The organism is Pseudoalteromonas luteoviolacea H33-S (genome assembly GCF_001625695.1).
GTDB lineage: Bacteria > Pseudomonadota > Gammaproteobacteria > Enterobacterales > Alteromonadaceae > Pseudoalteromonas > Pseudoalteromonas luteoviolacea_B.
This window is the reverse complement of record NZ_AUXY01000053.1, coordinates 31,022-51,992: the sequence shown is the minus strand read 5'-3', so window position 1 is coordinate 51,992 and position 20,971 is coordinate 31,022. Positions and strand designations below refer to the sequence as shown.

Sequence of the window (20,971 nt, the reverse complement as noted above, 5' to 3'; positions counted from 1 at the left end):
TATTTACTAGCCAACCCCCTTATACCAATTCACATCATTTTTAGCTGCATGCGCCCTTAATACAGTTCGCGAACCTGCAAAGTTGCCATAGTGATTTCCAAAATTTTGTACTCTATCCAACCAAGCCGCTTCTTCAATTTTCAGTGATACCAGAATACTGGGCATGCTCTTTGGTATATACCCCTTCTTTTTAGGGTGAACATGACGGCCCGTCCAGTCAACTAGTTCAAGGTAGTCCATCAATGTGAAAGGTAATGTGTGTTCGTGCTCTGTTTTGCCAAACTGTTGTAGTGATTTCGGTTGCTTCGCTTGGTAGCCAGTTTTGTTATTTTGATTTGATTTTTTTGCACTTTCTTTGCTGTATTGGAGATGCTTTATACGCTCTTTAATCGATGTAAAGTCACTCTCCTCTAGCTTGTTTGTCACGTTCGCTCGAATTGGGTTTAAATCTACATAAGCCATGCAGCTGAGCAACGCAGTTTCATCTAGCAAGGCTTGTGATTTGTACCTTCCTTCCCAGTATTTACCTGTACAGTTGTCTTCTTTATTTGCTTCTTTTGCAATGTATTCATTGAGGTTTTTCATAAACCAGCTAATGTCATACAGCCTTGCTCGCCACTTTTCAACTAACTCAGACACGAGCAGCAGCTCCGCCTCACTAAGAGCATCACCGTTTATTTGTCTATCAATGACTGGACTACCTTTGTATAACTTGTACCACCTAGCTATCACCTCATTATCTGACCAACAAATTGCTTGCTTTCTATTCACTTTAACAACCAAATGATAGTGATTACTCATAATGGCATAAGCCGTTATTTCAATGGCAAATACGCTACTTAACAGCTTTATCCGCTCTACCAGCCATGTACGCCTATGGTCAAAGTTTTTACCTGTGTATTCATCTTCTCCACACAAAAAAGCACGGCGTACACACCGTGCTATTAAGTGATAATAAGACGTTGACGACAAGTCAATCAGTGCTTTCCTTGCTCTTGTCATATCTATTCAATTCAACTTTAACTGGATATTTAAACAGTAGTCAAACAACATGATTAAAGCAATAAATTTATGTCTGTCCAAAATTGCCCCCAAAATTGCCCTCCCTGTGCGTCACCGGTCTAACAATCAAAAAGTTATCATTTGTAACGGTATACCAAAAGAAGAAAATTTGTGACTGTCCAATGTTATTATCCAATGTTATTACCTGTGACTACATTTTTCGCTTTTTAAATCGGTAAGCAAATCGGTCTTGTAAACCTTCAAAATGTCCCCAAGGCTTAGTGTGATCATCTTGCTTATTTCTTAATACTTTGGTTTCACCATCAAACACAAAACCCGCTTTTTCCATTTCAGCTTTAACGAAATTCTCTCCAATCCGATGAAGATCACCTATATTAGCCAGCCCTGAATCAGGTTTGGCAGCGTTATCTAATATAATCACACTACCACCAGGCTTTAATGCTGCTTTTAAATTAGTTAATAGCTCATCACTCATTTCGTTATTCAGATACATATCATGCAATACAAAAAAAATGATAATTGCATCTAATTTATCGGATTGGATTTTGTTCTCAGTAAGCACCTTTCCATGTTCATTTAAAGAATGCTCTCTAAGAGAAATAACATTTGGGAGTCTATTGTTTTCAAGTCGTTCTTTTTTGTATAGAAAGTGTGCGTAGACTTTACCTGACTTACCCACTAAAAATGACAATAGCTCAGTTGTATATCCGCCCCCAGCACCAAGTTCAAGGACTTTATCGCCAGCTTTTATTTGAGTAAAAGGAAGAATATCTATTGGTTTTCGCTTCTCATCGTAAGCGAAGTCACTTTTTAGTCTCTCTGGGTTGTTAACCACCCCCTCATATACATTGCTAGCATTAATTTGAAAAGATAATGAAAAACCTAACATAATGAGTGATATAATGTTGAATAGCTTAACCTTACTTATTTTCATTTATTATTCCTTATTTTTTATTTCGTAAGACAGTAATTAACAATCACTTATATCTATACCTTAACAAAGTGCCAGTAAGCTTCAAACAAAAACAAGTAGCACCCTCACATATTTTCCTTGTCTTTTTATTCAAAAAATATACAACTCTTTTTCTTAGAGGATAATTTTAGAAATTAATTACATCTCAGATTGGTAGGCAGAGGATTATTACCAAAACTCTCTCGGACACAACCCTTCCGGTCCCACCTCTGGCACAAAGAAGGTTTTGCGAGGAAGAAAATTTGTGACTGTCCAATGTTATTCCAATGTTATTCCAATGTTATTCCAATGTTATTCCAATGTTACTCCAATGCTATTTCAATGTTATTCCAATGCTATTCCAATGTTACCTCAATGTTACCTCAATGTTACCCCAATGTTATTCACTGATTAGGGCTAAGTGAGTTATGGCTAACAGTATAAATGGAGCTGCAACCCCAAGCGAAAGGTGACTGTGCAAAATATTAGAGCCTGCATCAATCTATATGGTTTCAAAGGTTCTGAGACAACTTACAACCGCACAATCAGTTGACAGAAGACATCCGATGAAGTGGTAGCGGCGCCAGCTACGGAATATGTGATGTAATTAGCTCTACTCGCGATGATACTGTTGGTGGCACATTGAAAAGGGATAGGTGATGCTGCCGGAGTTCAAAAAATAAACCATGAGCAAACACTAAGGCTGCACAATTTTTCTGGAAATCATATCTTTGTCATGAAAATCGTTTCAGGTTTAGTAGATACGGATGCTGTGCATGACTTACTTAATAATTTCAGCCAGCTTATTTATAAAGTATAACCATAATAAATGGATAAGCTGAGATACAACAGTCTGAGCAGAAACTTTTTATAAACAGGGATATATGTCTGCCTTAAACTTATTCCGATTATGAAAGCAAACCAACACATAGAAAACGTAATTTAATTAGCACCAATAAATTATCAACTATTTTGATAATATTGGTCAAAAAAAATCGTTACATTTAACCTGATAGACATGTAATAAACATGGCCATTGGTAATGGCCATGTTAAGTATTAATGCGAGATTAATCTAACTTTGCTTAAAGTCGACCGTAAGAGTACCACTGAGTGTCAAAAGTGTATATTTTTCCATTTATGTGAATTGGACCTAAACACTGAATATATCCCTTATGACGATATCTGATCATATATCCCTGAATTTCAACATGAGAAGCTGACACATTGTTCATAGACATCGGTGTAGAACCTGCATACTCATATTGGCAAGTTGTAATTGGGCCATAATAAGAAGTAGCGTTTACAGAAACTTCGTCAGATGCTGATACTGCCAGCGATGATAATAACAATAATGGTGCAATATATTTTTTCATTTTTATTTCCTTATTTTTTTATGATATCCACTCAAGATATCCATTTAAAAAATCACATAATAAAAAAATAAAATCAACACATGGCATTTCAAAAAAAATAACATCAAAAAACAACAACCTATAACCTATGCGAAAATAAATAACAAATAAAAACATAGATATGCAATTATAATTTTTCACAATAAAAAAGAACACTTTATTGGTGAACTTTTTGTTACTCTTAAAATTGAGGCTCCAACTGGCGGTTAGGGTAAATAATTTCTTTTTTCAGCCATGTATAACACACACATACGTACTCATTAATAGCGCAATAATCTAGGCAGAGTACAATGTCACGCGCTATGTGTCTCTCTTAACGCTGAGTTCTGTTCATTTGCCAATTCAGCTGAATGAATAGTTGTGGCAATCAAGTCTTCAAAAATGGCGAATTGGCCAGCTGGGATCAGTTGGTTTTGGATATTTCTCCGTTTGTTTGCATCAAATAGCCGCTCTGCTAACCAACCAATTAAATATACCAATGAAAGGCAGCCTCCGGCAGTGGCTATGTTTCCATTTATGACAAGTGGTAAGTCCTGAACGTCTCCTCCCATACTCTGTAGAGTAGGCTTCGCATCTGGGTTTGTAGTCAATGGCTTGTCTTTTAATAACCCAAGTTCATAAAGTATAAAGGCACCCGCGCAAATCGAGCCAATTAGCTGCTTAGTCGGGTCAAGCACTAACTCTGACATAAATTCAGCATCTTTAATCGCTGCGGGAATACCCCGCTTGCCACTGGTGAGCAGCACTACATCTTTGCTCTCAACTTCTGAAATATGTCCATCAGTTTTCACCGTAATACCAAGTTGAGAGCTATGCTCAGGGTTAGTGCCAAGTATACTCACTGTCCAACTATCGGATGTACGACCTAGTAAGTCATACATAAGAAAAAAGTCCACATCTGTGAAATCATCAAACAATACAACACCCACTTTATACATCAAACTTTATCCTTTTCGCTTCATTTTTGGTAAGCGCAACTATAAGCTTCCTTTTAATAATCAATTACAGGCCAATATATTTTAGTATTTCTCTTGGCTTTTTAAAATTCATAATTGACTGGTTATGTTCTAATTTATTCCCTACTAAAACAAAGTTAACTCCCAGCTCTTTACACGCTTTCAAATCCCAGCAGCCATCTCCAAAATATGTAAACGATACTTTTTCTTCTCTAACTGCTCTTTTTTCAGCAATTTTCATAATCTCGATTCTTGAATAATGATCATTAGCAGATGCAATAGGGATATTGGATGTATCAATACCAGCAGATTCCAGTTTTAAAATAGCACTTTCGTACCAACCACCAGTTGCAAGTGAAATGACAACATCATCCATTTCTTTTAAGTTAGAGATAAATTGACGAGCACCAGGTATTTCAAAGACTGGGTTATTTTCAATTCGAGTTTGTATTATAGATAAAAAAGCACGCTTAATATGCTCAGAGATACGCTCACGACTTTCAATATGCTCTTCTTTAAAAAACTGATTAAGGATCCCACTATCTGTGACATGTTCATAACGAGACCAATTAGTATCAATATCAAACATTATATGTTTCAAATTACATCTCCTTTGCTTTACCCCCTAATCCATTATATTTACTCGAGTTTATATAGCCTTGTTATAAGTGACTGGCACAGCTCAATATGATTACATACTCTTTTAAAAATTTTATTTTTACCCAAAGGTAGATAACCAAACCATGCTATTTAATGAACAATACTAAGAGCACCTAAACTTGTTATTTTTGTTTATATCGCTTTTAGTGTTTATTTAATACGTTTGAAAGTTGCACGCAAGTATCCATCTTGCTCCCCTAAACCCAGCTTAACCAGCGGGTAGGCCCCTTCTTGGATCATAGTGTCTCCAATTATCGTAACTTTAAAAGGAATGGATACCCCCTCATAATTTGGAAAACTGGAATAGTCAATATGTTCAGTCAATATATTATTCTCGTAGCTATAGCGACCCAACGATCCCCCAAAATTATCAAACGCGACCGCTTTTTGTTCTTTGGTTAATTGATATGAGTTAAATCGAGGCCGATTAGTACCGATACTTGAAAACGCAAAATGACTATCCGTAAATATTTTTATCATTTCACGACTTTTACCATCAAAAGTAGTGTATTTCTGGTCACCTATAACGAGTGTTTCAAGTTCTAGTTGCCATTCACCTTCAAGGGTATCAACTTGACTGTTATTGTTTGTAGCTTTACATCCGCTCAATAATCCTGCTGCTAGTACTAAAGTAAATAAAATTCTCATCATTCATACATCCATATTATTTTATACCATGATTGTAAGCATTTAATCACAAGACAACATCATAATTCACCCACAGTGTTAGCCTTGGCTTTTACAAGGTGAGGAAAAAGCCGGAGCCATAATTTAGTTTATAAAATAACAAAACAACAGCGACTTAAGCGAACAAACATAACACAATTTTCATTTGTTTAGATACCCATAAATAATTTGTCCTGCTGTCCTATATTGAAGACTACCGTAGTGCACAGCCATCTATTCTTGGTTGTATCTCTTCACCTAAACCGCTATGAGAAAGCTTATCAAGCAATATAAGTCTAAATACACAATATAGCTCTCTGCGTCAGCATCACTTCCTTGATTGACTTATTATAAGCTTTTAAACCTATAAATTCTTTTTAGCTATTTTTGCAGCATTTGATAAATACCTTCAACTGATTGCTACACTCAGTATTTTGCTAATTGAAAAACACAAAAAGCACGGCCTACACAGCATACTATGTAAGCGATAGATTTGAGCCTCCCCTTTATGTGTGGCTTTGTTGTTTTACTACTCCTGCCTATTCATTTGCAGTTTGACCGACCATATGGTTACAGTATTACAATTGAGCACATTTAACACAACAAGGAGAAAAGGAATTGAAGTCGTTAAGTTTATTAAGTTTAATGCTGATTATGTTCAGTGCCTGGTTGCCAATGCAGGGAAAAGCTTTGGAGGACATCCAACTCTGTGACAACACAAAAGTCTATAACAAGGGAGATATTTGCGAATACCACAAAGTACTATATATGAGTACACATTGGACCCAAAACACCTTACCAGAACAATCCAGTGTCTGGCTGAGGCTCGATATCCAGAATGCTACCGATTGGACCACGCAGAATACGTATCAGCGGGCCAGCATCGTTAAGTTTAACAATGCGCTATTTGCCGCGACGGACTGGAATATTAATAACTGCCCTATCAAGCACAGTGCTTGCCCCGCAGAAGCCACACATTACAATAGCTGGGTTCAGGTCAATATCGAAAATAATGAGCCTGTGGCCGATATTCAAGTAACTTTGACCCTTAAAGATGATGGTCAACCACTGGATAACGGTGCAATATTAATCAATAACGTTTATCAAGGCTTAACCAATGATAATGGAATACTAAGGTTAGAATACCCTTTACCAGATGGCAGCACGGAAGTGGAAATCCATCACCAGGGGGCTTCAATAAGACAATATATTACTCCCGGTAATGCCTATCAGTTTACACTTATTTTTGATGATGACATTGAAGTGTATACAAAAGACGTTGAGCTTATTGGCGTGCCCGATAAGATCACACCCGATACTGATTTGGCGCTCTCATTTAAAAGCCCACGCTATGGCAATCTTCTCACGCAATATATCGAGGATATCTCTATTGGGCAAGTATCAATTGGAGCTACAGAGTACCTTGATGAATTGGTCAAACTAAATGAGCACGGAGTACTGCTTATCAAAGATAAACCCGCATTCTTGGATATTCTGACTCGTCTAGGAAATGATCAACTGGAACTATGTTACACCGCCAGTAATGATAACCAACAGTTTTTTGGGAAATGCGTTGAAACCTACTTTGCAGCAGCAAAAATTAAGCTTGGCGTCACACCACACGCTGCACACCCCAATATTGACTATTCAAGCGTCAAACTCACTGCACTTCATGAACAAAGTGGATTTAGCTTGGATCTGAAACTGGATGAAAACGGCAAGTACCAATCAGGGTTTATTCTGGGAGGCCACTGGAAACTGCAAGCACACTGGCGTGCAATGGACGGCAAGACCTATAATTCCGTGGCCTTCGTGGAACTCGGGCTGTTTATGGATATTAGTCTGCACCTCAAAGGTTATCAAGAAGCCACAAGTATTGATAGCTATTACACTATACATGCGCAAACCCCTTCCCAACCTGTTGCTTTGCCAAACAGCACTGAACAAGCGCAAGAGGCCGCTGAACCGACCAAAGAATTGATAGAGGAAGCGATTGAACAAACCACCCAGATAGTGGAGTCTTACTTACAGTCTCACTCATTTGGTGAGCCTTTTTCAGAAGCTGGCAGTCAACCGCCCAGGATGCTTTTTGTCTCTTCAAAGAAAGGCGGTATTCAACTGCCTTTCCCCTCTGAATATGAATATACCATTGACGCATCTGTAAAAACGATATCGCTATTTTATACCATGAACACCCTCGAGTTCACCGATGTCTATTTAGGTGAAAACCATACCCCACAAAATGACGTCTGGTCAGTCTCATTGCAAGGACAGGATGGTATGCCGTTTTACCTACAATCAAGAGGCGTATTATCACAGCAGTATATTGAGCCTATTTTGCAACCAGGTTCACGGGGAATAATGAATACCTCTGTGACGGAAGTCTTTAATCTGGAATACCTGCCTCCAGGTGAGAAAAAAATTAAAGTACGCCTTACAGCTAAAGATAAGCCGGGTACCTCTGGTAATCACCCAACCAATGTTGGTGCTGTTTTGATCGTTCCCAATATCACCATTGATCATGTTAAAGAGAACCTGCGTGTCGGTAACACTCGCTACGTTAAAAATTACGCTTCGATACCAGAGGCGCCCCAATTAAATACCTTTCAGCGCACTTTTGACTTGGCAGTCAGTAAACTCAACGATGTCACAATTGAAAGGGTCAAAGTATACCTAGTTCCACCGATTGGCGCTGGCGATGAAATACTGATCACAGACGCGGGAGTCGGCAGCCCCTTTGTTACAAATTTAGGCAATGACAATTACCGAGTGATCACCACTTTTAAGCAGCAGGCTATATCAGGTTTATTGCAAAATGCCGCTTTCCATAGCTTTAACTACCGGTTTGAAGTTCACGCAGAGAAAAATGGGACAGAGGCCGTGGCCCGTAAGTACACAAATAATAAAGTAGCACTTTGGTCATTGCCCAGCCACATTGCACGTTTTGGATCACGTGATCACGGCGGTGATGGCTGGGCTTCAAAAGGAACTTATCTCTGGCTCCATGACAATTCCCACCTCATCACTAAAGTCAATGACATCTCGGGAGAGCATGGCCGGAATATCGGTCACAAGACTCATAAATTAGGCACAGATATAGACACCTTGCATTTTACTGAACGAAATAGAAATGGAACGCGAAACTATAAAGCGATGAGATCGGATGTGATCAAGGCCTTAGAAGGCGACGCAGTCGCTAAAGAGAGAGTGATTGAATGGATCAGTAATCAAAGGGCTGGCTTGGCCTTATTAAGACAAAACAACGAGGTAGCACGTCTATATTCAGGGACAGGAAGAGCTTTTTCAATGTTGCCGATGCATTGGTTAAAAACCTTGATGTTAACAGGCCAGTTGACGGCCAATAGTCAAACTTTAGATACGGGTCTAGGCAGCTGGAGTGGTGCGAAAATAAGGTTTAACACCATTCATGACAACCATGACCATATTACCTTAGATAGAAAAAAGTTGGTTATAAGCCCCTAAACTGATCATTACTGTGCCTATCTACCGATGGGTACACCGTTATACGCTAACAGCTTTTTATACTTTGAGACCAATAGTCTGAGCCAGCTGAAGAAAATAATAAGGTCATACCTGTCCATTATTACTACTTTTGATACTTTCTCCAAGCTTAAATCAATGGCTATACATTAGCGCTAATTAACATACTATCTAGCGTAAACACTTTGAAAGATTATGTTACATATATTCTATATCTCACTCAAAGCACCTCCACAACACAAAAATAAAATAAACCAACTTTAAAACATATAGTTAAAAAATAAAAATACCAAACATGTGACTTCCCTTTAAACCTTAAAAGAATAATTAACTTTTAACTTGTTACAGCTTGTGTAAACAATTAGTAATAACAACAAAAAAGGACAATTAATGTTTAATCGCACTATTTTATCAACTGCCATTTTTCTTTCTCTTACTGCTTCAGCTAATATGAGCGAAGACTACCGATTAGCTAAGGTTGCAAAACCAATACAGCAACATGTTAGTTTAGATGTAGACCCTGCTAAAGAGCGTTTTTCAGGGCAAACCACCATTGACATTCAAGTTTTAAAAGACACGCAATTTATTGAATTGAATGGACTTGATTACGCCATTGAATTTGCCAAACTACTCGGCGATAAGCAATGCGATCTAAAAGATACAATGTTGAAGACAGGAAAAGTGAAACTTGCTTGTGACACGCATATCCCAAAAGGGAAATACACCTTAAAAATTGCATTCGATGCGCCTTATAATCGTCAAAGTGTTGGCCTTTATAAGTCGATTGATAGAGGTGTGCCATACCTATTTACACAATTCCAAATGAGTGACGCAAGGCGTGCCTTTCCCGTATTTGATGAGCCAGAATTTAAGATCCCTTTTCAACTCACCATTACCGCGCCATCTTCACAAAAAGTGTATGCCAATACGCCTGTCATTAAAACCGATTCAAACGATGGAAAAACAACGCACTACTTTGATAAAACGCCCCCTCTGTCATCTTATTTAGTCGCGCTGGCTGTCGGGCCTTTTGAACACGTCCCCGTTGAAAAAATGTCGGTGCCGGGCAATATTGTGACGCCACATGGAAAAATTGGTATTGCACACTCTGCGGTTAAAGAAACGCCCAAAATCCTTAACGCACTAGAGCAGTACTTTGACATTCCGTATGCATACAAAAAGCTAGATCAGGTCGCTTTACCTGAATTTCCTTATGGTGCGATGGAAAATGCAGGGTTGATCACCTATCGCGAAGAAATTCTCCTTGTTGATCCCATTATTCAGCCCCGCAGAGATTTCAATACACATTTATACGTTATTGCACATGAACTTGCACACCAATGGTACGGTAATCTAGTGACCTTGAAATGGTGGAATGATATGTGGTTGAACGAAGCATTCGCAACTTGGATAGGTGGCAAGGTGGTCACCAAGTTATACCCTGAGCTAGAGCGTGATTTGTTGCTGCCGCAGCATAATGCCATGGTACGAGATGCCATGATCACTACCAAGCCTATTCGTAAGCCCATTAACAGTTCAGACGATATTATGGATGGACTGGGCCTTGCCTACTCTAAAGGTAGTGCGGTACTTACTATGGTTGAAGAGTGGATAGGCCATGAAGTCTTTCAACAAGGCATGCGTAATTACATAAAAAAATATGCCTATAAAAATGCAGAAGCAAAAGATTTATGGTCTGAGCTTAAAGCGGTCTCTAAAAAGGATGTTCCGGGTGTTTTAGACTCTTTTGTCTCTCAATCATCGTTCCCTTTAATCGATTTTACTCAGTCAGGCAAAACGCTCACACTCACTCAGGCTCGATTTTTACCTAAAGGGCAAAAGGCTAAAGAACAACTTTGGAAAGTGCCTGTCTCTATCAAATATGGTGATAACAAAGGCAATGTAGCCACGAAAAGAGTCCTACTCACTGAGCAAACTCAATCAGTTACACTCGATTTTACACCGACTTGGGTGTACCCTAATGACAATGCCATTGGCTACTATTTGTGGTCCATGCCAGAAGCACAATATCAAGCAGTGTTGACACAGGCTGACAAAGCATTAAACACACGCGAAAAGCTTTCTTTAATCGAAACTGCCAAGCAACTTATGGATGCAGGTAAAATTAATGCCTACACCCTACTCGCTTCTCTTAACACATTCACCAATGATGCTCACCCGAAGGTTGCCGCCAATGCGTTAGAGGGGATTGTAAGTAATATGCGCACCTTTGAGACAGATAAAAACCAATCTCAGTGGCAGTCTTTAATTTCTCAAAAAGTGTCCGATGCTATCGAGCTGTATGGCTTTGAAAAACAAGCTGGCGAGTCTGACACTGTTTCTGAATTAAGAGCAATGGTGTTCAGACTGGCTGCTTTTGAAGTGCAAGATACTAACATCATCGCTGAAGCACAAAAGCAAACAGTTCAGTTCTTAAAAGATCCCAGTAAAGTAGACCCATACTTAGCGAAAACTTATCTTGAAATTGCGGCTTACTTTGGCGATCAGGCACTACTTAATCAATTTAAATCAACAATAGAACAAACAGCCACCCCAAGTGTTCGCGTTAAACTGTTATCGGCCCTCGGTTACTTTAATCAAAAAGATCTTCAGTCCCAAGTACAAAGCTACCTGTTAACGGATAAATTAACGGCATCAGATACGCCTGCCGTACTTAGAGGGTTAAGCTATCGCCCAGAGCGAAAAGCAAAAATGAACCAGTGGATTTTTGAAAACTTTGAGCAAGTCGCAAAGCGCGTCCCGCCCTATGTGGTTTCTTATTTACCTTACATTTCAATGCCAAAATGCCAAGAGCAAGGCTTTAAAGCTATTAAGTCATTCTATGCATCAAAAATTGAAGCATTTCCTGGGATGGGTAAAAGCTTGCCAACCGCAGAGCTCAGACTAAACACGTGTCTATCTTTACAAAAAAGAGAGCTCGCCTCAGCTGAGCGGTTCTTAAAACAACTATAAACCTCATGTTGAGTAATAGGGCTGCCCTATTACTCAATACAACTTATACAAACTATTTCTAAGTATGAGTCAGTTACATATCCATCTAAATATGATTGAGTTTTATCAAGGTGATGAACACCGCAGCATAACCGATTTGTGTGGAAGAGGCAGGGTTATTAATAGGTTAACCCCTGAGGGCTAAGTTGGTTAATAATTTAAACTTAAGGCTCCCAACCTAGTTGGGAGCTACACTCTTAAACTAGCAAAAGTCCGTAAAGACGCATGTTTCAAACAAATCAGAATGTTGAGGAACGCGATTGCCAGCATTATTTTGAGCGAGTCTTTTACCGTGACCACCACCAATCTTAGGTGTCAGGTTCTGGTTTAGAGATGATGCTTTAGATAAGTTTTTGATATTTTTCTTATTTAACTTAAATTTCATTTTCTTTCCTTATGATTGATTAAGTTCCCATTGATGGGACTTTCAACGTAACACCCCTGCAATCATTTTGCAACACCATGGTGTTCTATGTAATTTACCAAATAACTTAGGCTTCCCAGAATTCAAGTTCCACGTGCGCCGCTCATATTGAAACCTAGAATAAACTTTAAATTGCGTTTAATCTCAGGTCACCGTGTACGTCTGGCAGACATTGCTCTTCTATTTAACTCCTTAACCAAAGGGCTTATAGTGCGCAGCTTAGACTTAACTTTTGGTTCAAACATTAACTCTGACTCGATCCCACCATCGTTTTTTATTTGAACTCGTATTAATCTCCGATTTCTCATGACGTGCCTCACTCTGATAATATCTTTTAGCTCTACCCGTTGTTGTTTATCGTTTGTTATAAATAGCAAAGCATCCCCTTCGTCATAAACTAGATCAGCAGTGTCCCTAAAACACAACTTAAAAAAGACTAAGCCAAAAGCCACAACGAAAACAGGTGTTATGATGAACTGAAGTGCCTCATAGACGAATACTGATGAGAAAAAAATAGCTGGAGAGATTGCAAAAAACATACAAAAAATAATGCGAAAAATAGCATTGCTGTAAATTGAGTCTGCAGAAAGTTTCCTGTGGTGGGTGACTGGCTCTCGCTTTTCTTTTTCTAAAATTAACCTATCGATTTCCTTTGCAATATCAGGGGGTTTCTCCCGATCTACAGCCTCTGCTGATAGATACAAATCATCAAGAGAATATGTTGTGAAATCGATTTTTCGAGTCATATGCTCCACCCTTTGTAATAGATATTCAAAGTGCTTAAGCACCTAGCTCTTTCAAACAAAAGCGCACATTTAAACTAAACATGACAATATATAATTATTTCTAAATTAGCAACAAACTAAGCCTTTAAAACTAATACTTTATAACTATTCACTTTCTCCTTTACCCAGTCCCTGATATGCTAGCGCATAAATTAATCATACTAAGGATAAGTAATTAATGATTAAAAAAGTCTTCGACAAAACCGCTTTTAATTTTCAGCCCTATCGTACTAAACAACTCATACTCGTTCCTTTCGCAAGCATGTTGCTAGGTGGCTGTGATGAGATTGCTCAGCGCATAGACAAAATCACAGGGGAGCAAGACAAACAAGTTCAGGCTTTGATTGCGCGTACCAAAGCCCAGATGATTTTTGTTGAAGGCGGCAGCTTCATGATGGGAGATGGCGGCGCGCCCGATGGATTGCCATGGACCCGATTTACTGATAACAAGCCTGCTCACAAGGTCACATTAACCAGCTACTCTATGGGTGCTTATGAAGTCAGTTATGGGGACTTTGATTTATACACTGCGGTACATAATCTCCCAAAAACAGTCTGGGACGAATGGGACAAAAACGAAATTTGGCGAGGGCCCGAATATCCAGCTGGCGTGAGCTGGTACGGCGCAAAAAACTACTGCTTGTGGTTAGCTAAGCTTACAAATTTACCCTTTGATTTACCGACTGAAGCACAGTGGGAATTTGCAGCTCGTAACCGAGGCGAAAATCTGTTTTTTGCAACGGATAATGGAGAAATTAATGAAGGTCGAAATTACGAATTGAATACAGACTACGCTGAACCTTCTGGTACCTACCCACCAAGCCCACTTGGCTTTTATGATTTGAGTGGGAATCTTAGTGAATGGGTAGACGATTGGTGGGCTGAAGATTATTACCAAAACTCTCCTGAACATAACCCCAAAGGACCAATCACTGGCAATCAAAAAATCTTGCGTGGTGGAATGTTTTTAGAATCCCCAAGAGGCAGTAATGTTTACAAGCGTCAAGAGTCCAATGAACTTGACTTTGCTTATCGAGCTAGGGGGTTTAGGTGTGCCCTAAACCAATCACAACCTCTTTAATTTAAAAAGCCTAAGCCTCAAACCTCATACTTTATAATGATTCACTTTCTCCTTTACCCTGTCCCTGATATGCTAGTACATAAATTAATCATACTAAGGATAAGTAATTAATGATTAAAAATGGCTTCGACAAAACCGCTTTTAATTTTCAGCCCTATCGTACTAAACAACTCATACTCGTTCCTCTGGCGAGCATATTGCTGGGTGGCTGTGATGAGATTGCTCAGCGCATAGACAAAATCACAGGGGAGCAAGACAAACAAGTTCAGGCTTTGATTACGCGCACCAAAGCCCAAATGATTTTTGTTGAAGGCGGCAGCTTCATGATGGGAGATGGCGGTGGGCCCGACGATTTGCCTTGGACCATCGCGACTGATAACAAACCTGCACACAAGGTCACATTAACTAGCTACTCGATGGGCGCATACGAAGTCAATTATGGGGACTTTGATTTATACACTGCGGTACATACTCTCCCAAAAACAGTCTGGGACGAATGGGACAAAAACGAAATTTGGCGAGGGCCCGAATATCCAGCGGGCGTGAGCTGGTATGGCGCAAAGAACTACTGCCTGTGGTTAGCTAAGCTTACAAATTTACCCTTTGATTTACCGACTGAAGCACAGTGGGAGTTTGCCGCTCGCAACCGAGGCGAAAACCTGTTTTTTGCAACGGATAATGGAGAGATTAATGAAGGTCGAAATTACGAATTGAATACCGACGACCCTGAGCCTTCAGGTACTTACCCTGCTAGCCCGCTTGGCTTTTATGATTTAAGCGGAAACCTAAATGAATGGGTAAATGATTGGTGGGAAGAGGATTATTACCAAAACTCTCCTGAACATAACCCCAAAGGACCCAACACAGGCGAGAAAAAAGTCATGCGTGGTGGGATGTTTTTAGAATCCCCCGGAGCAAGTAATGTATATATTCGACAAGAGTCTGATGAGCTCGATATTGCATATCGCGCAACTGGGTTTAGATGTGCCTTACATCAATCACAACCTCTTTAACTTAAAAACGATTAAACCTCATACTTTATAACGATTCACTTTCTCCTATACCCTGTCCCTGATATGCTAGTGCATAAATTAATCATACTAAGGATAAGTAATTAATGATTAAAAATGGCTTCGACAAAACCGCTTCAGATTTACTGCCCTATCGGACTAAACATCTCATACTCGTACCTTTCGCAAGCATATTGCTGGGTGGCTGTGATGAGATTGCTCAGCGCATCGACAAAATCACGGGAGAGCAAGACAAACAAGTTCAAGCTTTGATTGCGCGCACCAAAGCCCAGATGATTTTTGTTGAGGGCGGTAGCTTCATGATGGGAGATGGCGGTGGGCCCGACGATTTGCCTTGGACCATCGCGACTGATAACAAACCTGCACACAAGGTCACATTAACCAGCTACTCTATGGGTGCTTATGAAGTCAGTTATGGGGACTTTGATTTATACACTGCGGTACATAACCAGCCAAAAGTGATGTGGAACGAATGGGATAAAAAAGAAATCTGGCGAGGCCCCGAATACCCGGCGGGCGTGAGCTGGTATGGCGCAAAAAACTACTGTCTGTGGTTAGCTAAGCTTACAAATTTACCCTTTGATTTACCCACTGAAGCACAGTGGGAGTTTGCTGCACGTAACCGAGGGGAGAATATGCCTTTTGCCACTGATACAGGATTACTAGACCTTGGTGTTAACTTTTCACCTTCGGTTAGCGATGATAGCTCTGCAATCAGCGGGACGTACCCACCGAACCCGCTAGGCTTCTATGATTTAAGTGGCAATATGATCGAGTGGGTTAATGACTGGTGGGCAGAGGATTATTTCCAACATTCTCCTGAACATAACCCCAAAGGACCCAGCACAGGCGATAAAAAGGTCATGCGAGGCGGAATGTTTTTAGAATCGCCAAGAGGCAGTAATGTTTTTACACGTCAGGAACTAGACGAACTCAATGTAGCCTACAGAGCAAGCGGCTTTAGATGTGCCTTGAATCAATCACAACCTCTAGATGGTTAGACACACCTTTAAATTGCTATGCTGTTGCGCTGAATGGTTCTGACTTCACCATTGCTACCTCAACAGAGCCCTCTTTAGCACTGAATGGCAGCTGGCGCTGCCATGCATCAAACTGGGTTTGTTGAGAGAAATCTAAAATACTATTTAGTTGGTCTAGCCCCTCTTGCTTGGAACAATTTGTCCCCCCTTCACCCATATGCCGCAATACTTTGTTGAGTTCATGCCTACACAATATATGCTTTAAAATAACCAAGATGGCATTTTCTCTCTGCTCATTAAATCCTGACCAACTGTATGAGTCTGTATCAAAATAACTCGCCAGATTACTATTAGCTAAGGCATTTAAAAAAGCGCCTTTGGCCTCTGGCGGTGTAAACTTCAATACCTCAGGCTTCGCAATTATCTGATTAGCCAACTTTTTCACTTTAACGTGCTGCACTATTTGATTTCGCCACGCCATATCAACTTGTAAACTGGACCTGTATAGAAACTCGACTGCATTTTTTCCAGTATAAATCTGCAGCATAACCGCCTTGTACAACACCTTAAACGCCAAGGGCTGTATAAAGGTCAAATAATCATAATCTTCATTTTTCAGCTGGTGATATACAAATTGTACTAATGTTAGCAGCTCATCCACGCCTACTTCACAGACAAGCTCTCCACCTGCGCCAACGCCCCACACAAGACTGGCTTTTGCTTGGATCTTAAACTTGCCATCCTCGTAGCCAATATAAAAGCCCCATTGGGCACCTGCGCCTAAAGAACCTTGCGCTTTGCCACCTATCTTTGCAAGATCACAAAATGCTGGACGCTTTTTCTTTTCTGGATTGTCCCACTGTAAGGCGCCTGCCAATTCACACCCGCCGGATACGCCAACAAAAGCCTCTGCTCCCCCTTTGACTGGCTCAAACATGCGGTCAGCTTTACGCATTTGCTTTTTCTCCTGCTCACTTAGACCGTTCACCATCATTTTGCCTTGCTTGAGCGAACAGCCCAAATTCACTGATGCTTGTAATTTTGCCCCAGCATAGCCAAACACGGATACGGTTGCACCTAGCCTCATCGCCCCCAAATTAACTTCGCGCTCTTGGATGCTGTTTTTGAGCGGCATCATAAATGTCATTTCATATCCGCGCTTACTGGGTAAATAGCCACTAAGCTCCGCTTTTGCCTCCCCCACGGCAAAGTCTGATTTAAAATCGCCTTGCAAAGCAAAAACGCCATCTTTGGGATTAAATGCTGCGGCAATACTGGCACCATGTGTATAGCGCATCAACCTAGCATCTGCGCTGGCATCAAAGTAATCGCTTTTTTCAAACCCTTTTATACTGAGGTTTTTGTTTAACTCTTTAGCCCAATCGCCCCACACTGCGGTGTAGTCATCGAGTAGCTTGTGATCAAACTTAAAACTGGTCTTTAACTTACTTAAGTCATTCTTTAGGGCTTGAGCGAGTTTATCTTTATCAAGCTCTCCTTTGTCATTGCTAAAACGTCGGCCATCGCGAATATCGGTTTTAATTTTATATTTGCGAGTGTGGTTCGCGACTTTATCACTGCGTACATAGGTATATTTATTACCTTTATAACCTATCACTTCTGTGATGCTATTCGCGCTTGGCCCGCTCACTAAAGGCTTTAATGCACTGTTGAGCTCTTCTTTGGCTTTAACCAAACTTTCGCTTGGTCCTTGACCAACAACATCTTGACTCTGCCCAGCGATACACTGCTTTAAGTTTTCAATTAAGGGGTTCAGCTCGGCTCTTTGCGCATCTAAAATATCCGCCAGTGACTGGGTAACGGCAACAAAACTATGATCCGCTGGGATATAAATAATATCTACAATTTGTTGCTGTTCATTTGACTCAACAACCGAAAATTGAATGCGATGACTTGCGCCATCCGCATTGGCGGTAAGCTGGTACTGGCCTTCAATAAGCGGCAAGGCAAGCGTGTACTCATATCCCGTATCAGGCTGATACTCACCCTCAATACGTTCTAACTCTGCGTGCAGTGTTCCGGATGTTGGCCCTTGCCAACTAACTTCAACAGAATGACTGTTATAAAACTGACCTTTGACTAGCACATCATAGCCAGTATGTACTTTTATGGTGTCACCGGGTTTAGGTGGCTTTTTAGCGGTAATTTGTGGATAGTTAAAGCCATATATTCGGCCAGTGTCGAGTGTCCCTGTGTACAGGTCCACCACACTTTCAACGGTTTCACCGGGTCGCATCACATGGTGTGCAAAACGCTTTTTAGTTTGCGCACTTTGCTTTAAAACCAAGGTTTGCGCGTCTTTTGGCTGACTGATGATCACCGAGGGGGCAATGGTATCTGCATTTTTCGGCTGATTTTCAATGTGCTCTTTTGGCAGTGCACCAGCGGCGACCGCCGCTGCATCTGATTTAAACATCGCGCTTGTCGGCTTGGCCGGCGCACCTGTTACAGCTTGGGTTGATACGCTCACGGGCGGTTTTTTAATAAACGCATACGTATCCGCTGATTGACTTTGTAACGCGGTACTAATTCGCTGTGTGCTGTTTTTATTAACACAATACAACTGTTTGTCTGCGTGCAAATCAAATCCGGTATGCCAGTATCTTGCTGAACTTACCGGTACACGTATGTAGCTTGAATAGTGTGGCTTAAGCCCTGTTAAAATATCACTGGGTACACCCCGCATGGGTAATTCACAATAAGGGTTTGGCGGCGCAGGTTCGGCGCACAATACTGGGTTGTCTTGCGCTGGTAAAAAGGGGGATAAATGTTGCTTGTCTTGTTCGAGTTGTCCCAAAAAGTGCTGCTGCTTTAACAACGTCATAAAAATGCTTCCTTGTAAATTTACTGCCAAAAAACCTATATGGATTGGCAGTGTAAAGCACAAAAAAACCTTTTCATAGAGATGCAACTAGGGCAAAAAAACCGACAATTTGCCCATTTGCAATAATTGTTCAAACCCACGCTTCCCTACTACTTAATTCGTAAGGCCTGCACACCTTGTTGCGCAGGTTTGTTAACCTTTAAGGTGCAACAATCTTTTTAAATATTATTTGCTTGTGCTTGTCTTAGCTCATGATTTAACTGCTCAAAACCAATTTCACTGATTTTTAATACCAAGCTTTGACGCTTAACACTTAACTGCGAAACATGGCGAGAGATCACATCATATACGCGCCACTGACCTTGCGTATCTTGTTTAAACTTAAAGATAAGTTGCGAGTGTTCGCTATTGGGCTTATTGATATCAATGGCCGCCTCTGCAAACTTTCGGCCCTGATTAGTTTGTAAAGACTGCAACGACACATCAGCGCCTTTATATTCCACCAGCACTTGGGCATACATATTTACTAGTTGTGACTCAATCAGCCTTGTAAACTCAGCGGTTTGCTGTCTATCTAAACCGCGAACATGCTTACCTAGTAATTTTAAAGAAGAAAACTCCAAGTCTAAATGCGGTGCAAGCTGTGCATTAACGACTTGCATGGCAAACATATCTCGTTCGTTGACAGGCAACAGAGCCAGTTGCTCAGTGGCTTGTTTAAACTGTAAGCTCAAGTCTTGTGCTAATACATCTAGCTGACTAGCTGTTTGATTATCACTCTGACCGTGTGCAGAAAAACTTAGGCCGAATATCAATACTGCTATTAAGGCAAATGCTAAAAACCAAGTGCGCATTGTGTTGCTCTCTTTTGTTGTTAAGGTGCGATTAAGGTAAGTGTACACCTCCTTTACAGTTAAAAAAGTCAACAAAATAGCAATTGATTGATGCCAATAATGCACAAATTAATAATTAACAGAAAAACCAAACACTTATATTAATGATGCCAAATCAGCACCAATAAATTGCTTTTTAGTTTCTATTTAGACATAAAAATAACGCGCACAATAACGCAAATTCTCTATTGAACCACGCGTTATGAAACACTTATCAGGCTTACTTTTATCTTTGGTTATGTCGGGGTCAGCCTTGGCTAGCTCGCCTCATGGTTACGGAGTACATTATATTCATGGAGAAGGAGATGTACGGGGCGTAAAGCTTGCTTATCAGTACCATACAAAATCATGGCTGCCCGACAATTGGCATCATGTTGATATGTATTTCGAGTCAAGCGTCAACTTTTGGCGTTTTGGTGACAGCGGCAAGTACGACCAAAACTTTGTCTTAGCTGTATCTCCGGTGCTCCGATACCCAGTCATGACACTCTATAACAGACCTTTGTCTATCGAGTTTGGCATTGGCTTGGCACTACTTGAAGATACTGAGTTTGCAGGAAAAAACGTCAGTACCCATTACCAGTTTGAAGACCGATTAGGGCTCGTTTACAACTTAGGAGAAGCCAATATCGCGATGCGATATATTCATTATTCTAATGCTGGCTTTAAAAGCCCAAACCCGGGCTTGGACTTTTTATCTCTTTCTTACTCATCCAAATTTTAAGCATAAAAAAAGCCACAACCTAGG

At 40.4% G+C, this 20,971-nt stretch carries 16 protein-coding genes; 6 read left to right on the top strand and 10 right to left on the bottom strand.

From position 1 onward, the window contains the following. Window positions 1–6: 6 nt before the first annotated feature. The 6 genes from N477_RS05180 to N477_RS05155 all read right to left on the bottom strand — a co-directional run bounded on the left by N477_RS05180 (window position 7) and on the right by N477_RS05155 (window position 5,656). Window positions 7–1,002: a transposase gene (locus N477_RS05180; protein ID WP_196760583.1), complete on the bottom strand. Its 996-nt coding sequence runs from the start codon at window positions 1,000–1,002 to the stop codon at window positions 7–9. A gap of 211 nt (window positions 1,003–1,213) precedes the next feature. Then, window positions 1,214–1,957 carry a class I SAM-dependent methyltransferase gene (locus N477_RS05175; protein WP_063360497.1) on the bottom strand — a complete coding sequence of 248 codons (744 nt, stop codon included), beginning with the start codon at window positions 1,955–1,957 and terminating at the stop codon, window positions 1,214–1,216. Window positions 1,958–3,059: 1,102 nt separating this feature from the next. Further along, a complete protein-coding gene (locus N477_RS05170) occupies window positions 3,060–3,350 on the bottom strand; it encodes a hypothetical protein (RefSeq protein ID WP_063360498.1) in 291 nt (96 codons plus the stop codon). Between the two features lie 332 nt (window positions 3,351–3,682). Beyond that, window positions 3,683–4,327 carry a DJ-1/PfpI family protein gene (locus N477_RS05165; protein WP_063360499.1) on the bottom strand — a complete coding sequence of 215 codons (645 nt, stop codon included), beginning with the start codon at window positions 4,325–4,327 and terminating at the stop codon, window positions 3,683–3,685. Window positions 4,328–4,391: 64 nt separating this feature from the next. Further along, on the bottom strand, window positions 4,392–4,946 hold the full coding sequence (locus N477_RS05160) for an HAD family hydrolase (protein ID WP_231098051.1): 555 nt from the start codon (window positions 4,944–4,946) through the stop codon (window positions 4,392–4,394). A gap of 209 nt (window positions 4,947–5,155) precedes the next feature. Further along, window positions 5,156–5,656: a lipocalin-like domain-containing protein gene (locus tag N477_RS05155; protein WP_063360500.1), complete on the bottom strand. Its 501-nt coding sequence runs from the start codon at window positions 5,654–5,656 to the stop codon at window positions 5,156–5,158. A gap of 783 nt (window positions 5,657–6,439) precedes the next feature. On the opposite strand from N477_RS05155, the gene N477_RS05150 reads away from it, so the two are divergent. Next, entirely contained in the window at window positions 6,440–9,154 is a 2,715-nt protein-coding gene (locus N477_RS05150; RefSeq protein WP_155731802.1) for a hypothetical protein, read from the top strand. Between the two features lie 408 nt (window positions 9,155–9,562). Then, complete coding sequence (locus N477_RS05145) at window positions 9,563–12,145, top strand: M1 family metallopeptidase (RefSeq protein WP_063360502.1); 2,583 nt, start codon at window positions 9,563–9,565, stop codon at window positions 12,143–12,145. Window positions 12,146–12,386: 241 nt separating this feature from the next. On the opposite strand, the gene N477_RS05140 is transcribed toward N477_RS05145, so the two are convergent. Together N477_RS05140 and N477_RS05135 are read right to left on the bottom strand one after the other, a co-directional pair. Next, entirely contained in the window at window positions 12,387–12,569 is a 183-nt protein-coding gene (locus N477_RS05140) for a hypothetical protein (protein ID WP_063360503.1), read from the bottom strand. A 188-nt stretch (window positions 12,570–12,757) separates the two neighbouring features. Beyond that, on the bottom strand, window positions 12,758–13,354 hold the full coding sequence (locus tag N477_RS05135) for a hypothetical protein (RefSeq protein WP_155731801.1): 597 nt from the start codon (window positions 13,352–13,354) through the stop codon (window positions 12,758–12,760). Between the two features lie 217 nt (window positions 13,355–13,571). Between N477_RS05135 and N477_RS05130 the strand changes: the two genes are divergently transcribed. The 3 genes from N477_RS05130 (at window position 13,572) to N477_RS05120 (ending at window position 16,506) form a co-directional block, all read left to right on the top strand. Next, entirely contained in the window at window positions 13,572–14,474 is a 903-nt protein-coding gene (locus tag N477_RS05130; protein WP_081216340.1) for a formylglycine-generating enzyme family protein, read from the top strand. A 110-nt stretch (window positions 14,475–14,584) separates the two neighbouring features. Then, window positions 14,585–15,487, top strand: coding sequence for a formylglycine-generating enzyme family protein (locus tag N477_RS05125; RefSeq protein ID WP_081216341.1), 903 nt, complete (start codon window positions 14,585–14,587; stop codon window positions 15,485–15,487). Window positions 15,488–15,591: 104 nt separating this feature from the next. Continuing rightward, window positions 15,592–16,506, top strand: a complete 915-nt coding sequence (locus N477_RS05120; protein ID WP_081216342.1) for a formylglycine-generating enzyme family protein — start codon at window positions 15,592–15,594, stop codon at window positions 16,504–16,506. 16 nt (window positions 16,507–16,522) lie between these two features. On the opposite strand, the gene N477_RS05115 is transcribed toward N477_RS05120, so the two are convergent. Then, the gene (locus tag N477_RS05115; protein WP_063360505.1) at window positions 16,523–19,330 is read right to left on the bottom strand and encodes a hypothetical protein; all 2,808 of its coding nucleotides are present in this window, start codon (window positions 19,328–19,330) and stop codon (window positions 16,523–16,525) included. 218 nt (window positions 19,331–19,548) lie between these two features. Continuing rightward, on the bottom strand, window positions 19,549–20,184 hold the full coding sequence (locus tag N477_RS05110) for an ABC transporter substrate-binding protein (protein WP_063360506.1): 636 nt from the start codon (window positions 20,182–20,184) through the stop codon (window positions 19,549–19,551). Window positions 20,185–20,425: 241 nt separating this feature from the next. Between N477_RS05110 and N477_RS05105 the strand changes: the two genes are divergently transcribed. Further along, window positions 20,426–20,947: an acyloxyacyl hydrolase gene (locus N477_RS05105; protein ID WP_063360507.1), complete on the top strand. Its 522-nt coding sequence runs from the start codon at window positions 20,426–20,428 to the stop codon at window positions 20,945–20,947. Window positions 20,948–20,971: the final 24 nt, after the last annotated feature.

What these genes read in the sequence shown, in the direction of transcription:
- N477_RS05145 (WP_063360502.1), top strand. Translation starts at nt 9,563, where the DNA reads ATGTTTAATCGCACTATTTTATCAACTGCCATTTTTCTTTCTCTTACT.
- N477_RS05150 (WP_155731802.1), top strand. Translation starts at nt 6,440, where the DNA reads ATGAGTACACATTGGACCCAAAACACCTTACCAGAACAATCCAGTGTC.
- N477_RS05115 (WP_063360505.1), bottom strand. Translation starts at nt 19,330, where the DNA reads ATGACGTTGTTAAAGCAGCAGCACTTTTTGGGACAACTCGAACAAGAC.
- N477_RS05180 (WP_196760583.1), bottom strand. Translation starts at nt 1,002, where the DNA reads ATGACAAGAGCAAGGAAAGCACTGATTGACTTGTCGTCAACGTCTTAT.
- N477_RS05170 (WP_063360498.1), bottom strand. Translation starts at nt 3,350, where the DNA reads ATGAAAAAATATATTGCACCATTATTGTTATTATCATCGCTGGCAGTA.
- N477_RS05155 (WP_063360500.1), bottom strand. Translation starts at nt 5,656, where the DNA reads ATGATGAGAATTTTATTTACTTTAGTACTAGCAGCAGGATTATTGAGC.
- N477_RS05105 (WP_063360507.1), top strand. Translation starts at nt 20,426, where the DNA reads ATGAAACACTTATCAGGCTTACTTTTATCTTTGGTTATGTCGGGGTCA.
- N477_RS05135 (WP_155731801.1), bottom strand. Translation starts at nt 13,354, where the DNA reads ATGACTCGAAAAATCGATTTCACAACATATTCTCTTGATGATTTGTAT.
- N477_RS05120 (WP_081216342.1), top strand. Translation starts at nt 15,592, where the DNA reads ATGATTAAAAATGGCTTCGACAAAACCGCTTCAGATTTACTGCCCTAT.
- N477_RS05165 (WP_063360499.1), bottom strand. Translation starts at nt 4,327, where the DNA reads ATGTATAAAGTGGGTGTTGTATTGTTTGATGATTTCACAGATGTGGAC.
- N477_RS05125 (WP_081216341.1), top strand. Translation starts at nt 14,585, where the DNA reads ATGATTAAAAATGGCTTCGACAAAACCGCTTTTAATTTTCAGCCCTAT.
- N477_RS05175 (WP_063360497.1), bottom strand. Translation starts at nt 1,957, where the DNA reads ATGAAAATAAGTAAGGTTAAGCTATTCAACATTATATCACTCATTATG.
- N477_RS05130 (WP_081216340.1), top strand. Translation starts at nt 13,572, where the DNA reads ATGATTAAAAAAGTCTTCGACAAAACCGCTTTTAATTTTCAGCCCTAT.
- N477_RS05140 (WP_063360503.1), bottom strand. Translation starts at nt 12,569, where the DNA reads ATGAAATTTAAGTTAAATAAGAAAAATATCAAAAACTTATCTAAAGCA.
- N477_RS05110 (WP_063360506.1), bottom strand. Translation starts at nt 20,184, where the DNA reads ATGCGCACTTGGTTTTTAGCATTTGCCTTAATAGCAGTATTGATATTC.